We start from the raw sequence: 15,807 nt of genomic DNA, 5'->3' as shown, positions 1-15,807 counted from the left end.
ACGAAGGTCTGCGTTTCGCCATCCGTGAAGGCGGCCGTACAGTAGGCGCTGGTGTTGTAGCGACTATTGTCGAGTAAGACGTCTGAGTGAGGAATCACTCTGGAGTGGCTGCGGCAGTGGTCACTCCAAATGAATGTTTGCAAAAACGGTTGTTTTTGACCGGCTCTTGTTACTTTTTGGTGAGAAGAGTGAAAAAATCTTGAGAATTCAAGGTGAAAGACTTGATTAATAAGGGATCTGCTGTATAGTTCGGCGCCCTAATTAAGTGACTTTAGGCCAGTAGTTCAATTGGTAGAGCGTCGGTTTCCAAAACCGAATGTCGGGGGTTCGAGTCCCTCCTGGCCTGCCAACATTCCTAAATGGCAGCTTCGGCTGCCTTTTTTGGCTTCAGGGAATAGTGATGAGTACCGAAAGCAAAGCAAATAGTTCGCCGCTTGATATGGTTAAGTGGCTGTTGGCGATTGCCTTTTTTGCCGCTGCTGTGGTGGGTAATTACATGGCTCCTGGTTTGTATCAGGAAGTGAATGGTGAAGAATTACCGCTGCTGTTTCGCGTATTAGGTGTCGTTGTGTTGATGCTGGTGTCTGCGGGCATCGCTGTAACAACTGTGAAAGGCCAGGCTTTTATGCAGTTGTTGAAGGAAGCCAATATAGAGCGCCGAAAGGTTGTTTGGCCAACGCGCCAGGAGACAACTCAGACCACGATGATTGTGGTTGCGGTCGTTTTTGTTATGGCACTGATTCTGTGGGGTTTGGATACTCTGCTGGGTTGGTTGGTTTCTCTGATCGTAGGCTGAGGTAAAACAGTATGGCAATGCGCTGGTATGTGGTACACGCCTATTCAGGTTACGAGAAGCGTGTGCAGAACACGTTAAAAGAACGTATTGAATTGCATGAGATGCAGGATCAGTTCGGTGACGTTCTGGTTCCAACCGAAGAAGTGGTTGAAGTTCGCGAAGGCAAGAAGCGCAAGAGTGAACGTAAGTTCTACCCGGGCTACGTGCTTGTGCAAATGGATATGAATGACGATACGTGGCATCTGGTTAAGCAGACGCCGCGTGTTATGGGTTTTATTGGTGGTACTGCCGATAAGCCAGCGCCTATTACTGAGCGTGAGGCGGATGCAATTCTGCAGCGCGTTCAGGATGGTGCGGAGCGTCCGACGCATAAAACAATCTACGAACCTGGTGAAGTGGTTCGTGTTATTGACGGCCCATTTGCCGACTTTAATGGTGTTGTTGAGAGCGTGGATTATGATAAGTCCCGTTTGCAGGTCGCTGTTACTATTTTCGGTCGTTCTACGCCGGTTGAGCTTGAGTTTACTCAGGTCGAAAAATCCGCGTAAGAACGCATTTAAATGGCTGGCCTTTTGGGGGTTGGTCGGGAAGCCGCAAGGCGTTATACCCATTTGGAGTAAATCATGGCTAAGAAAGTTGAAGCTTATATCAAGCTGCAAGTTGGCGCGGGTAAAGCAAACCCAAGCCCACCAGTTGGTCCAGCTCTGGGTCAGCATGGTCTGAACATCATGGAATTCTGTAAAGCATTCAACGCTCAGACTCAGGGTCTGGAGCCAGGTGCGCCTGTTCCTGTAATTATCTCTGTTTACAACGACCGTAGTTTCTCATTTGAACTGAAAACTCCGCCGGCGTCCTTCCTGCTGAAAAAAGCTGCGGGCATCAAAAGCGGTTCAGGTCGTCCAAATACTGAGAAAGTCGGTACTGTAACCCGTGCTCAGTTGGAAGAGATTGCAGAAGTTAAGGCTAAAGACCTGACTGCTGCTGATATGGACGCGGCTGTGCGTACTATCGCAGGTTCTGCTCGTGCAATGGGTCTGAATGTGGAAGGTGTTGAATAATGGCTAAGCTGACTAAGCGCCAAAAGCTGATTGCTGAAAAAGTAGAAGCTGGCAAAGTTTACTCTGTAGAAGAAGCAGTAGAAGTTCTGGCTGCTCTGCCTGCTGTAAAATTCAAAGAGTCCGTTGATGTTGCTGTAAACCTGGGCATCGATGCACGTAAATCTGATCAAAACGTTCGTAGTTCTACTGTGCTGCCAAATGGTACTGGTAAGACTATGCGTGTTGCTGTGTTCACTCAGGGTGCTAACGCTGACGCTGCTAAAGAAGCTGGCGCAGACGAAGTTGGTATGGATGAACTGGCTGCAAAAATGAAAGAAGGTGATCTGAACTACGACGTAGTGATCGCTTCTCCTGATGCAATGCGTGTTGTTGGTCAGTTGGGTCAGGTTCTGGGTCCTCGCGGCCTGATGCCAAACCCGAAAGTTGGTACTGTAACTCCAGATGTTGCTACTGCGGTTAAGAACGCAAAAGCGGGTCAGGTTCGTTACCGTAACGACAAGAACGGTATTGTTCACACCACAATCGGTAAGGTTGATTTCACTGCTGATGCGCTGAAAGAAAACCTGACTGCATTGCTGGCTGATCTGAAAAAAGCCAAGCCTTCTTCCGCCAAAGGCGTATTTATGAAGAAAGTGACTCTGTCTACGACGATGGGTCCTGGCTTGACTGTTGATCATTCTGCTCTGGATATCTAAGCAGAAGGTCAAAATCATCTTTGGGGTTATCGCCGGGTTCTGTTTTGCAGAGTTGTTCTGGCGGTAGCTGTCAAAGACCGCAGGTGTGAAGAAACTCCCGGTTTTTTGAACCAGATTTCAGAACTTAATAATTAACCTGCGTAGATGGTGTGTGGCCCCTTCAGAATTCTGAATTGTCACACCGAGACTGGCTCGTAAGAGCTCAATTTAACTTGTAGGAGTTAATCGTGGCCTTAGGACTCGAAGATAAGAAGGCGATTGTCGCCGAAGTCCAGGAAGCAGCTCAAGGTGCTCTTTCTGCTGTTGTTGCCGACTCTCGTGGCGTAACAGTAGAAGCCATGACCGCTCTACGTAAAGAAGCACGTGAAGCCGGTGTTTGGATGAAAGTTGTCCGTAACACTCTGGTACGTCGTGCTGTTGAAGGTACCGAATACGAGTGTTTAACCGACTCGTTCAAGGGCCCTACTTTAATCGCATTTAATACTGAGCACCCAGGTGCTGCAGCTCGTATTTTCAAAGAGTTTGCTAAGAGTAACGATGCGTTTGAAGTTAAGGCTGGTGCCTTCGAAGGTGAAGTGGTAGACGTAGCGATGCTGGCAAGCCTGCCAACATACGACGAAGCTATCGCGAAACTGATGAGCGTTATGAAAGAAGCATCCGCTGGCAAGCTGGTACGTACCATTGCTGCTATCCGCGACCAAAAAGAATCAGAAGCTGCTTAATAGACTTTTTAAAAGTCCTAGCAACTTCTTCAGTAATTTAACGAGCTATATGAAAGCTCCTTTAAATTTAGGAATTGTCTCATGTCTCTGACAAAAGAAGATATCATCAATGCTGTAGCTGAAATGTCTGTAAAAGACGTTGTTGAGCTGATCGAAGCGATGGAAGAAAAATTCGGTGTATCTGCTGCTGCTGCTGTAGCTGCTGGTCCTGCTGCTGGCGGTGCTGACGCTGCTGAAGAGCAAACTGAATTCGACGTAATCCTGAGCGCTGCAGGCGACAAGAAAGTTAACGTGATCAAAGCTGTTCGCGGTCTGACTGGTCTGGGTCTGAAAGAAGCTAAAGCGATCGTTGACGGCGCTCCTGCTGCGGTTAAAGAAGGCGTATCTAAAGAAGACGCTGAAGCAGCTAAAGAAGAGCTGGAAGCAGCTGGCGCAGTTGTTGAAGTTAAGTAATTTGCGCATTGTTGCAATGCCGTTACTGTCGCATTAAAGTCTGATGCGGCGATTGGCTGGCGGGTTTTACCCGTCAGCCTTTTCGCGTTATGCCTTTTCATAAAAAAGGTGCGAGATTTTCCAGCCTTTGCTGGCTCAATTTGGCAAGCTGATGCTTGTACATAGGTCCAATGACGACCCAATCGGGGCAACAGTCCGGGGATAACTGATGGCTTACTCATATACTGAGAAAAAACGTATCCGAAAGGATTTCGGTAAACTGCCGAATGTCATGGATGTGCCATACCTTCTGGCCATTCAAATCGACTCTTATCGCAAGTTCCTGCAACAGGGAGCTAACGCAGAAGATCGTATCGATCTTGGTTTACACGCTGCGTTTAAATCTGTTTTCCCAATCGTAAGCTATTCCGGGAATGCAGCGCTAGAATACGTGAGCTACCGCCTCGGTACACCTACGTTTGATGAAAAAGAATGCATGCTGCGTGGCGTAACGTACGCGGCGCCGCTGCGTGTGAAGGTTCGTTTAATTATTTACGATAAAGAATCTTCCACCAAAGCCATCAAAGATATTAAAGAACAAGAAGTCTACATGGGCGAAATGCCCCTGATGACTGATAACGGTACCTTCATTGTTAACGGTACCGAGCGAGTGATCGTATCTCAGTTACACCGCTCTCCGGGTGTCTTCTTTGATCATGATAAAGGTAAGACTCACTCCTCTGGTAAGCTGCTGTATAACGCCCGCGTTATTCCATACCGTGGTTCCTGGTTGGACTTCGAATTCGATCCTAAGGATCTGGTCTACGTACGTATTGACCGTCGTCGTAAACTGCCTGCTTCTATTCTGTTGCGTGCGTTGGGTTACAGTACTGAAGAAATTCTGGCTGAGTTCTTCGAGAACGACAGCTACCGTCTGACTGCTGATGGTGCGCTGCTGAAGCTGATTCCGAATCGTCTTCGCGGTGAAACCGCCGCATTCGATATCATGGATAACGACAGCAATGTAATCGTTGAAAGCGGTCGTCGTATCACTGCACGCCATATCCGTCAGCTGGAAAAAGCTGGCGTTGAAGAGCTGCAGGTTCCGGCAGAATATCTGTTGGGCAAAGCCACGGCAAAAGACATTGTTGATGGTCGTACCGGTGAAGTCCTGGCACCAGCGAACGCTGAAATTTCTGCTGAATTACTCGGAACTATTTCTGAGGCAGGCATTGATGCGTTCGAAACGATTTATACCAACGAGCTGGACTGTGGTCCGTTCCTGTCCGATACCTTGCGAACTGACCCAACCAGCAATCAGCTGGAAGCATTGGTAGAAATTTATCGCATGATGCGCCCGGGCGAGCCGCCAACCAAAGAGTCTGCGGAAGCCCTGTTTGAAAATCTGTTCTTCACTGACGAGCGCTATGACCTGTCTGCGGTCGGTCGTATGAAGTTCAACCGTCGAATCGGTCGAGAAGAGATTTTAGGTGCAGGTGTTCTCGATAAAGGCGATATCATTGAGGTGCTGCGTACTCTGATCGAGATCCGTAACGGTAACGGTGTTGTTGATGATATCGACCACCTCGGTAACCGTCGTATCCGTTCTGTTGGTGAAATGGCTGAGAACCAGTTCCGCGTAGGTCTGGTGCGTGTTGAACGTGCTGTGCGTGAGCGTCTGTCAATGGCAGAGTCTGAAGGTCTGATGCCTCAGGATCTGATCAACGCCAAACCGGTTGCTGCTGCTGTTAAAGAATTCTTCGGTTCTTCTCAGTTGTCTCAGTTTATGGATCAGAACAACCCGCTGTCTGAGGTAACTCACAAGCGTCGTATTTCTGCATTAGGCCCTGGTGGTCTGACCCGTGAGCGTGCTGGTTTCGAAGTGCGTGACGTACACAACACCCACTACGGCCGTGTATGTCCGATTGAAACTCCTGAAGGTCCAAACATTGGTCTGATTAACTCGCTGGCAACATACGCCCGTACTAACGAATACGGTTTCCTGGAATCCCCGTACCGTAAAGTGAACAACGGCGTTGTTACTGACGAAATTATCTACGTATCTGCGATTGAAGAAGCAGACTACGTTATTGCACAGGCGTCGGTACCGACGGACGAAGAAGGTCGTCTGCAAGGTGATTTGATTTCTGTACGTCATAAGAACGACACCACGGTCATGTCCCCGGACAATGTAACCCTGATGGACGTTTCTGCACGTCAGGTTGTATCGATCGCTGCTTCCCTGATTCCATTCCTGGAGCACGACGATGCTAACCGGGCATTGATGGGATCGAACATGCAACGTCAGGCTGTGCCAACGCTGAAATCCGAGAAGCCTTTCGTAGGCACCGGTATTGAGCGGGCGGTTGCAGCCGACTCCGGTGTGTGTGTGGTTGCTAAGCGTGGTGGTGTAATCGACTCCGTGGATGCATCTCGTGTCGTGGTAAAAGTCCGTGACGAAGAGACCATGGCTGGCGAAGCCGGTGTGGACATCTATAACCTGACTAAATACACCCGTTCTAACCAGAACACCTGTATTAACCAGAAGCCTCTGGTCAAAGCCGGCGATATCATTAATCGTGGCGACATTATGGCAGATGGTCCGTCTGTTGATTTGGGTGAGTTGGCGCTGGGTCAGAATCTGCGTTTGGCGTTCATGCCTTGGAATGGTTACAACTTTGAGGATTCCATCCTGTTGTCTGAGCGTGTTGCTCAGGAAGACCGTCTAACCACTATCCACATTCAGGAACTGACCTGTGTGGCACGTGATACCAAGCTGGGTGCTGAAGAAGTTACTTCCGATATTCCAAACGTTGGTGAGTCTGCGCTGAACAAGCTGGACGAGTCCGGTATCGTTTATATCGGTGCTGAAGTTAAGCCGGGCGATATCCTGGTTGGCAAGGTGACACCTAAAGGTGAAACTCAGCTGACTCCGGAAGAAAAACTGCTGCGTGCAATTTTCGGTGAAAAGGCCTCTGACGTTAAAGACACCTCTCTGCGTGTTAAGACCGGTACCACGGGTACGGTTATCGACGTGCAGGTATTTACCCGTGACGGCGTTGAAAAAGACGCACGTGCACTGGAGATCGAACAGTCTCAGCTGGACGAAATCCGTAAAGACCTGAACGAAGAGATGCGTATTGTTCAGGGCGCTACTTATGAGCGTCTGCAGCGAGCTCTGGTTGGTCAGACTGTGAATGCAGCACCTGGTTTAGCCAAAGGTGCGGTACTGACGGAAGAGTATCTGCAAAACCTGTCCGGTGATGACTGGTTCAAGATTCGTCCACAGGAAGAGTCTCTGGTTGAGGTGCTGGAAAAGGCCGAACAATCTCTGATCGATCGTCGTAAGCAGCTGGATGATAAGTTCGAAGATAAGAAGCGCAAGTTGCAGACTGGTGACGACCTGGCACCTGGCGTACTGAAGATTGTTAAAGTTTATCTGGCGATCAAACGTAAGATCCAGCCAGGTGACAAGATGGCGGGTCGTCACGGTAACAAAGGTGTTATCTCAGCGATCAAACCAATTGAAGACATGCCATACGACGCAAATGGTGAGCCGGTTGATATCGTGCTGAACCCGCTGGGTGTACCGTCGCGTATGAACGTGGGTCAGATTATGGAGACTCACTTAGGCATGGCGGCTAAAGGCCTGGGCGTTAAGATCGACCGTATGATCAAAGAGCAGCAAGAAATCGCGAAGATGCGTGAGTTGCTGAACGAGATCTACAATGGTGGTGATGGTCGTATTGAAGATCTGGATAGCTTCTCTGATGCTGAAATCATGGAGCTGGCCAACAACCTGCGCAAGGGTGTGCCAATGGCAACTCCTGCGTTTGACGGTGCTAAAGAAAGCGAAATCAAACGCATGTTACGCCTGGCAGATATTCCGGATTCCGGACAGGTTACTCTGTTCGACGGTCGCACCGGCGAAGCCTTCGATCGTCCGGTCACCGTGGGTTACATGTACATGCTGAAACTGAACCACCTGGTAGACGACAAGATGCACGCGCGTTCTACAGGTTCTTACAGCCTCGTTACTCAGCAGCCGCTGGGTGGTAAGGCGCAGTTTGGTGGTCAGCGCTTCGGTGAGATGGAAGTGTGGGCACTGGAAGCTTATGGTGCGGCATACACCCTGCAGGAAATGCTGACTGTTAAGTCGGATGACGTGGCTGGTCGTACTAAGATGTACAAAAACATCGTTGATGGCGATCACCGTATGGAAGCCGGGATGCCGGAATCCTTTAACGTATTGGTTAAAGAGATCCGTTCCCTGGGTATCGACATCGAACTGGAAAACGAATAAGGGCGTGGAGCTAAAGCAAAATGAAAGATTTAGTTAATTTTCTGCGTAATCAAAACAACGCTGACGAGTTCGATGCAATCCGCATCGGCCTCGCCTCGCCGGATATGATTCGTTCCTGGTCTTTTGGTGAAGTTAAAAAGCCAGAGACCATTAACTACCGTACCTTCAAGCCAGAGCGTGATGGTCTGTTCTGTGCGCGTATCTTTGGTCCTATCAAAGATTACGAATGTCTGTGTGGTAAGTACAAACGTCTCAAGCACCGTGGTGTGATCTGTGAGAAGTGTGGCGTTGAAGTCACTCAAGCCAAAGTACGTCGTGAGCGCATGGGTCATATTGATCTTGCGTCCCCGGTTGCGCACATCTGGTTCCTGAAATCACTGCCATCCCGTATCGGTCTGATGCTGGATATGACGCTGCGTGATATCGAACGTATCCTGTATTACGAGTCCTTCGTAGTTACTGAGCCTGGCATGACGACTCTGGAAATGGGTCAGCTGCTGAGCGATGAGCAATACTACGAAGCGATCGAAGAGTTTGGTGATGAATTCGATGCCAAAATGGGTGCCGAAGCCATTGAGTCTCTGCTGGGTCAGATCGATCTGGAAGAAGAAGTTAATCGTCTGCGTGAGGAAATCCCGGCGACTAACTCGGAAACCAAAATCAAGAAGTTATCTAAGCGTCTGAAGATTTTAGAGGCTTTCCACCACTCAGGTAATGATCCTAAGTGGATGATCATGAAAGTTCTGCCGGTTCTGCCGCCAGATCTGCGCCCTCTGGTGCCGCTGGATGGTGGTCGTTTCGCAACGTCCGACCTGAACGATCTGTACCGTCGCGTGATCAACCGTAACAACCGTCTGAAGCGTCTGTTAGAGCTGAATGCTCCGGATATCATCGTACGTAACGAAAAGCGTATGCTGCAGGAATCGGTTGATGCGTTGCTGGATAACGGTCGTCGCGGCCGTGCGATTACTGGCTCGAACAAGCGTCCGCTGAAGTCTCTGGCTGACATGATCAAAGGTAAACAGGGTCGTTTCCGTCAGAACCTGCTGGGTAAACGTGTTGATTACTCTGGCCGTTCGGTGATTACTGTTGGTCCACAGCTGCGTCTGCATCAGTGTGGTCTGCCGAAGAAGATGGCTCTGGAACTGTTCAAGCCGTTCATCTTCTCTAAATTGGAGCACCGTGGCTTAGCGACCACCATTAAGGCTGCTAAGAAAATGGTTGAACGTGAGACCGCTGAAGTCTGGGATATCCTGGCTGAAGTGATCCGCGAACACCCGGTGATGCTGAACCGTGCGCCAACTCTTCACCGTCTGGGTATTCAGGCATTTGAACCTCAGCTGATTGAAGGTAAAGCGATTCAGCTGCACCCGTTGGTTTGTGCCGCATACAACGCTGACTTTGACGGTGACCAGATGGCGGTACACGTACCGCTGACCATCGAAGCACAGTTAGAAGCTCGTGCTCTTATGATGGCAACTAATAATGTGCTGTCGCCTGCGAATGGTGAGCCGATCATCGTACCTTCTCAGGACGTTGTACTGGGTCTGTACTGGATGACCCGTGAGCGTATCAACGCCAAAGGCGAAGGTATGTTCCTGGCCGACCTGGAAGAAGTAAGTCGCGCTTATCAAACCGGTTCTGCTCATTTGCAGGCCAAAGTAAAAGTTCGTATTACCGAAACAATTGCTGATATTGACGGTAGCATGGTTACGGAAACCAAAGTGGTTGATACCACGATCGGCCGTGCGCTGCTGTTCCGTATTGTGCCTCAAGGTCTGCCTTACGAGCTGGTTAACCAGCCGATGAAGAAAAAGGCGATCTCTAAGCTGATTAATACTGCTTATCGTCGTGTTGGTCTGAAGGATACCGTGGTATTCGCTGACCAGATCATGTACACCGGTTTCCAGTTTGCTACTAAATCCGGCTCTTCGATTGGTGTTAACGACTTTGTGATTCCGGATGAAAAAGCCGAAATCATCGCGAATGCTGAAGCAGAAGTTAAAGAAATTGAAAGCCAGTTCGCTTCTGGTCTGGTAACCCATGGTGAGAAATACAACAAGGTGATCGATATCTGGTCTCGTGCAAACGAGCTGGTAGCGAAAGCCATGATGGACAACTTGGGTAAAGAAGGTGTGATCGACCGTGAAGGTAACGAGGTCGAGCAGGAGTCCTTCAACTCCGTTTATATGATGGCCGACTCTGGTGCACGGGGTAGCCCGGCTCAGATCCGTCAGCTGGCGGGTATGCGTGGTCTGATGGCTAAGCCGGATGGCTCGATCATTGAGACGCCGATTGTGGCGAACTTCCGTGAAGGCCTGAACGTACTTCAGTACTTCACCTCGACTCACGGTGCTCGTAAAGGTCTTGCGGATACCGCACTGAAAACGGCCAACTCCGGTTACCTGACTCGTCGTCTGGTTGACGTGGCACAGGATCTGGTTGTTACTGACCGCGACTGTGGTACTCAAAACGGCCTGGTGATGACGCCTCTGATTGAGGGCGGTGACGTTGTTGTAGCACTGGGTGACCGTATTTTGGGCCGTGTAGTCGCTACCGACGTATACAAGCCAGGCTCCGAAGGCGACGTGGTAGTTCCTGCCGGTACGCTGATCGACGAAGCCTGGGTACAGAAGATCGAAGCGGAAGGTATTGATGAAATCATCGTACGTTCTGCCATTACCTGTGACAGCCGTGTTGGTATCTGTTCTGCTTGTTACGGTCGTGACCTGGGTCGCGGTCATCAGGTGAACGTGGGTGAAGCTGTGGGTGTTATCGCAGCACAGTCCATTGGTGAGCCTGGTACACAGCTGACCATGCGTACCTTCCACATTGGTGGTGCGGCATCGCGTGCTTCCGCTGCGGATAGCGTACAGGTTAAGAACAAGGGTACCGTTCGTCTGCATAACATGAAGACGGTAACCAAAGACAATGGTGATCTGGTCGCGGTTTCCCGTTCTGGTGCCATTGCCGTTGCTGACGACCACGGTCGTGAGCGCGAGCTGTATAAACTGCCATACGGTGCGGTGATTTCAGTACAAGACAACGCTGCGGTAGAAGCCGGCCAGAAAGTGGCAAGCTGGGACCCGCACACTCACCCAATCGTAACTGAGGTGAAAGGTCGTATTGAATTCGTTGGTATGGAAGAAGGCATTACCATTAACCGTCAGACTGACGAGTTAACCGGTCTGTCTTCTATCGAAGTCATCGACGCTAAGGATCGTCCGGCGGCGGGTAAAGATATCCGTCCAATGGTGAAACTGGTTGATGCTTCCGGTAACGACGTAATGCTGCCCGGTACGAATACCCCGGCACAATACCTGTTACCTGCTAACGCACTGGTGAGCCACGAGAACAACGCTGAAGTATCTGTGGGTGACGTAATCGCACGTATTCCACAAGAATCTTCTGGTAACAAGGACATCACCGGTGGTCTGCCGCGGGTTGCTGACCTGTTCGAAGCGCGTAAGCCAAAAGAGCCTGCGATTCTTGCTGAAATCACCGGTACTGTGAGCTTCGGTAAAGAAACCAAAGGTAAGAAGCGTCTGGTAATCACTCCGAACGACGGCAGCGAGCCGTATGAAGAGCTGATTCACAAATGGCGTCACATGAACGTGTTCGAAGGCGAACAGGTAGAGAAGGGTGAAGTGATCTCCGATGGTCCTTTTAATCCTCACGATATCCTGCGTCTGAAAGGCGTTGGTGACCTGGCCATGTACGTGACCAACGAAGTGCAGGAAGTTTACCGTCTGCAAGGTGTAGGCATTGACGATAAGCACATCGAAGTTATCGTACGTCAGATGCTGCGTAAGGTGCTGATTACTGAAGCCGGTGATTCCAGCTTTATCCCAGGTGATCAGGTTGAATACTCTAACTTCCTGGCTGAAAACGAACAGCTGGAAGCAGACGGCAAGATCACCGCAAAAGGCGATCGTGTGCTGCTGGGTATCACCAAAGCGTCTCTGGCAACCGAATCCTTCATCTCGGCTGCATCGTTCCAGGAGACCACGCGTGTTCTGACCGAAGGTGCGGTAACCGGTAAGGTTGATACCTTACGTGGTCTGAAAGAGAACGTTGTTGTAGGCCGTCTGATTCCTGCGGGTACTGGTCTGGCTTACCACGAAGAGCGTAAGCGTAAACGTCAGGATCGTGAGAACGAGCGCCTGAAAGCGACGCCGGAAGGTCTGAGCGTTTCTGCAGAAGATATGGAAGCCAAGCTGAGCGAAGCGTTCAGCGACAAGCTATAATATCGACTGATGTTTCAGCCTTCTGCGGAGGGCTGCAACAGAGACAAATAAAAACCGCTGTTTCCGTTAGGAGGCAGCGGTTTTTTGTTTGTAGTCAACATGCAAATTGATTGTTTGAATTTCATTCGCTGGCTGTCGAAATAGTTGAATTTTTAACCTGATCCGAGTATGCTTCTGGCCCCTTTTCCTGCACCCGCAAGAAAAGGTTTGTTTAAAGACATTTTGGAGTTAGCTAAATGGCTACAATCAACCAGTTGGTTCGTAAGCCTCGTAAGCGCAAAGTGGCTAAGAGCGACGTACCTGCACTGCAGGCATGTCCACAGCGTCGTGGCGTATGTACTCGTGTATACACCACTACCCCTAAAAAGCCTAACTCGGCACTGCGTAAAGTATGTCGTGTGCGTTTAACGAATGGTTTTGAAGTGACTTCCTACATCGGTGGTGAAGGTCACAACCTGCAAGAGCACAGTGTTGTTCTGATCCGTGGTGGTCGTGTTAAAGACTTACCAGGTGTGCGTTATCACACTGTTCGCGGTACTTTGGATACTTCTGGCGTTGCTGATCGTAAGCAAGGTCGTTCTAAGTACGGTGCTAAGCGTCCTAAGTAACATCCTTTCTATGCTGGTGACAGCAGTGAGGGGGTGTCTTACGACACAAGATAAGAGTAAGGCTGAGCGCCGTGTTATGAATGTGTTAAGCACAGTGTCAACATGCTCAGGCTGACCTGAAGACCTAAAGAGGGCTTATCATGCCAAGAAGAAGAGTCGCCGCAAAACGCGAGATTCTGCCAGATCCGAAATTCGGAAACGTTACTCTGGCAAAATTTATGAACCACGTGATGATCAGTGGTAAAAAATCCATCGCCGAAAAAATCGTTTACGGTGCACTGGATGCAGTTGAAGCTAAGCAGGGTGGTAACCCGGTTGAGCTGTTTGATGCTGCTTTAGAGGCTATCCAGCCTATCGTGGAAGTTAAGAGCCGCCGTGTTGGTGGTGCTACTTACCAGGTTCCTGTTGAAGTACGTCCTGCTCGTCGTATGGCTCTGGCTATGCGTTGGTTGGTAGATGCTGCTCGTTCCCGTGGTGAAAAATCCATGGCTCAGCGTCTGGCTAACGAAATGATGGACGCTGCTGAAGGCAAAGGCGCTGCGGTTAAGAAGCGTGAAGACGTTCACCGCATGGCTGAAGCTAACAAAGCCTTCTCTCACTACCGTTTCTAAGTGGTTTGAGAAACTGGGCGCTGCTCTGATGTGCCCAATGTTAAGGTCGGCTCCATTCGCGAGCCGTCTTAACTGATCCCAAGACCAACCAGTAAGGACTCTATTACAGTGGCACGTACTACTCCGATCGAACGTTACCGTAACATTGGTATCTGTGCGCACGTGGATGCGGGTAAAACCACAACCACTGAACGTGTTTTGTTCTATACCGGTGTTTCTCACAAAATTGGTGAGGTGCACGACGGTGCGGCAACAATGGACTGGATGGAGCAGGAGCAAGAGCGTGGTATTACCATCACCTCTGCTGCTACCACTTGTTTCTGGTCGGGTATGGGGAAGCAGTTCGACGAGCATCGCGTCAATATCATTGATACTCCTGGGCACGTGGACTTTACCATTGAGGTAGAGCGCTCGTTGCGTGTGTTGGATGGTGCGGTTGTTGTTCTGTGTGGATCTTCCGGTGTTCAGCCTCAGACTGAAACCGTTTGGCGTCAGGCCAATAAATACGAAGTGCCACGTATGGTCTTCGTTAACAAAATGGACCGTGCCGGTGCCGACTACTTTATGGTGGTTGAACAGCTGAAAGAGCGCTTAGGCGCGAATGCGGTTCCGATTCAGATCAATATTGGCGCTGAAGATGAATTCAAAGGCGTTGTCGATCTGATCAAAATGAAAGCCATTATGTGGAATGAAGAAGATCAGGGTACTACCTTCACTTACGAAGATATCCCGGCTGATCTGACTGACGTTGCTGCTGAATGGCGTGAGCATATGCTTGAATCAGCTGCTGAAGCTTCCGATGATCTGATGGAGAAATACCTGGAAGAGGGTGATCTGTCTGAGGAAGAAATCAAAGCAGCGCTGCGTCAGCAAACGCTGGCGAATGAAGCGGTTCTGGTAACCTGCGGTTCTGCCTTTAAGAACAAAGGCGTGCAGGCGGTGCTGGACGCTGTTATCGAATTTATGCCGTCTCCGACTGAGGTGAAGGCAATCGAAGGTATTCTTGACGACAAAGACGAAACCGTCGCTGAGCGTCATGCCTCCGATGAAGAACCTTTTGCTTCCCTGGCATTCAAAATCGCAACCGACCCATTTGTTGGTACTCTGACCTTCGTCCGTGTCTATTCCGGCGTATTGCAGTCAGGTGATGCGGTATGGAATCCAGTGAAAGGTAAGCGTGAGCGTGTTGGTCGTATGGTGCAGATGCACGCTAACTCACGTGAAGAAATCAAAGAAGTGCGCGCGGGTGATATTGCCGCACTGATTGGTCTGAAAGATGTGACCACGGGTGACACTCTGTGTAATCAGGACCAGAAGAATCGTATCACGCTTGAGCGTATGGAGTTCCCGGAACCGGTAATTTCGGTGGCGGTTGAGCCGAAGTCTCAGGCGGATCAGGAGAAGATGGGTATTGCACTGGGCAAGTTGGCTCAGGAAGATCCGTCTTTCCGTGTTGAAACCGATGAAGAGTCCGGTCAAACCATTATTTCTGGTATGGGTGAATTGCACCTGGACATCATCGTTGACCGTATGAAGCGTGAATTCAAGGTTGAATGTAACGTCGGTAAGCCGCAGGTTGCTTATCGTGAGAAGATTACTTCTTTGGTCGAAATTAATCACAAGTTTGCTAAGCAATCCGGTGGTCGTGGTCAATATGGTCATGTCGTGGTGCGCTTTGAGCCTTCGGAAGATGAGTCGGAAGAAGGTCTGGAGTTTGTTAATGAGATTGTTGGTGGCGCGATTCCGCGTGAATATATTCCAGCGGTTCAGAAAGGCATCGAAGAGCAAATGAAAAATGGTGTCCTGGCCGGCTACCCGCTTCTGGGTCTTAAGGCTACACTGTTCGATGGTTCTTTCCATGATGTCGACTCCAATGAAATGGCATTTAAAATTGCAGCTTCCCAGGCCACTAAAAAGCTGGGTCAAGAAGCAAATCCGGCCCTGATGGAGCCGATGATGAAGGTCGAAGTGGTTACCCCTGAAGACTATATGGGTGATGTCGTTGGTGACCTGAATCGTCGTCGTGGTTTGATCAGTGGCATGGAGGATTCTCCATCCGGTCGTGTTGTAAACGCCAGTGTGCCTTTGGCAGAGATGTTTGGTTATGCCACGGATCTGCGGTCAGCATCCCAGGGTCGTGCAACCTACTCGATGGAATTCGAAAAGTATGCGGAAGCGCCTTCCAGTGTGGCCGAAGCAATTATTAACCGTTACTAATTCAAAAATAGTAATCACTTTATTATTTAACGAGGTGTTTCATGGCTAAGGAAACGTTTGAGCGTTCCAAACCGCACGTAAACGTTGGCACCATCGGTCACGTTGACCATGGTAAAAC

At 49.8% G+C, this 15,807-nt stretch carries 13 protein-coding genes and 1 tRNA gene; all 14 read left to right on the top strand.

The window, feature by feature from the left end; all coding sequences use genetic code 11:
* Positions 1-77 (top strand): elongation factor Tu (locus tag MK185_17385; protein MCH2042406.1); only part of this gene is annotated, 77 nt, incomplete at its 5' end.
* Positions 78-273: 196 nt separating this feature from the next.
* Positions 274-349: transfer RNA gene (locus MK185_17380), tRNA-Trp, on the top strand.
* Between the two features lie 51 nt (positions 350-400).
* Positions 401-796 (top strand): preprotein translocase subunit SecE, encoded by a 396-nt coding sequence (gene secE, locus MK185_17375; GenBank protein ID MCH2042405.1) that lies wholly within the window; start codon positions 401-403, stop codon positions 794-796.
* A gap of 11 nt (positions 797-807) precedes the next feature.
* Entirely contained in the window at positions 808-1,344 is a 537-nt protein-coding gene (gene nusG / locus MK185_17370; protein ID MCH2042404.1) for a transcription termination/antitermination protein NusG, read from the top strand.
* Positions 1,345-1,419: 75 nt separating this feature from the next.
* Entirely contained in the window at positions 1,420-1,854 is a 435-nt protein-coding gene (rplK, locus tag MK185_17365) for a 50S ribosomal protein L11 (protein MCH2042403.1), read from the top strand.
* Entirely contained in the window at positions 1,854-2,549 is a 696-nt protein-coding gene (gene rplA / locus MK185_17360) for a 50S ribosomal protein L1 (GenBank protein ID MCH2042402.1), read from the top strand. The genes rplK and rplA overlap by 1 nt, the downstream gene beginning before the upstream one ends.
* A 227-nt stretch (positions 2,550-2,776) precedes the next feature.
* Complete coding sequence (rplJ, locus tag MK185_17355) at positions 2,777-3,271, top strand: 50S ribosomal protein L10 (protein MCH2042401.1); 495 nt, start codon at positions 2,777-2,779, stop codon at positions 3,269-3,271.
* Positions 3,272-3,352: 81 nt separating this feature from the next.
* Entirely contained in the window at positions 3,353-3,724 is a 372-nt protein-coding gene (rplL, locus tag MK185_17350) for a 50S ribosomal protein L7/L12 (GenBank protein ID MCH2042400.1), read from the top strand.
* A 208-nt stretch (positions 3,725-3,932) separates the two neighbouring features.
* Positions 3,933-8,006 (top strand): DNA-directed RNA polymerase subunit beta, encoded by a 4,074-nt coding sequence (rpoB, locus tag MK185_17345; protein ID MCH2042399.1) that lies wholly within the window; start codon positions 3,933-3,935, stop codon positions 8,004-8,006.
* Positions 8,007-8,026: 20 nt separating this feature from the next.
* Positions 8,027-12,253 carry a DNA-directed RNA polymerase subunit beta' gene (gene rpoC / locus MK185_17340; protein MCH2042398.1) on the top strand — a complete coding sequence of 1,409 codons (4,227 nt, stop codon included), beginning with the start codon at positions 8,027-8,029 and terminating at the stop codon, positions 12,251-12,253.
* A 236-nt stretch (positions 12,254-12,489) separates the two neighbouring features.
* The gene (gene rpsL, locus MK185_17335) at positions 12,490-12,861 is read left to right on the top strand and encodes a 30S ribosomal protein S12 (protein MCH2042397.1); all 372 of its coding nucleotides are present in this window, start codon (positions 12,490-12,492) and stop codon (positions 12,859-12,861) included.
* Positions 12,862-13,001: 140 nt separating this feature from the next.
* Complete coding sequence (gene rpsG, locus MK185_17330) at positions 13,002-13,472, top strand: 30S ribosomal protein S7 (GenBank protein ID MCH2042396.1); 471 nt, start codon at positions 13,002-13,004, stop codon at positions 13,470-13,472.
* Between the two features lie 108 nt (positions 13,473-13,580).
* The gene (gene fusA / locus MK185_17325; GenBank protein ID MCH2042395.1) at positions 13,581-15,689 is read left to right on the top strand and encodes an elongation factor G; all 2,109 of its coding nucleotides are present in this window, start codon (positions 13,581-13,583) and stop codon (positions 15,687-15,689) included.
* A 41-nt stretch (positions 15,690-15,730) separates the two neighbouring features.
* Positions 15,731-15,807 (top strand): elongation factor Tu (locus MK185_17320; GenBank protein MCH2042394.1); only part of this gene is annotated, 77 nt, incomplete at its 3' end.

This window comes from Saccharospirillaceae bacterium, assembly GCA_022448365.1.
GTDB lineage: Bacteria > Pseudomonadota > Gammaproteobacteria > Pseudomonadales > Oceanobacteraceae > Bacterioplanoides.
Note: the sequence above shows the minus strand (reverse complement) of the source record. Positions and strands in the feature narration are given on the sequence as shown.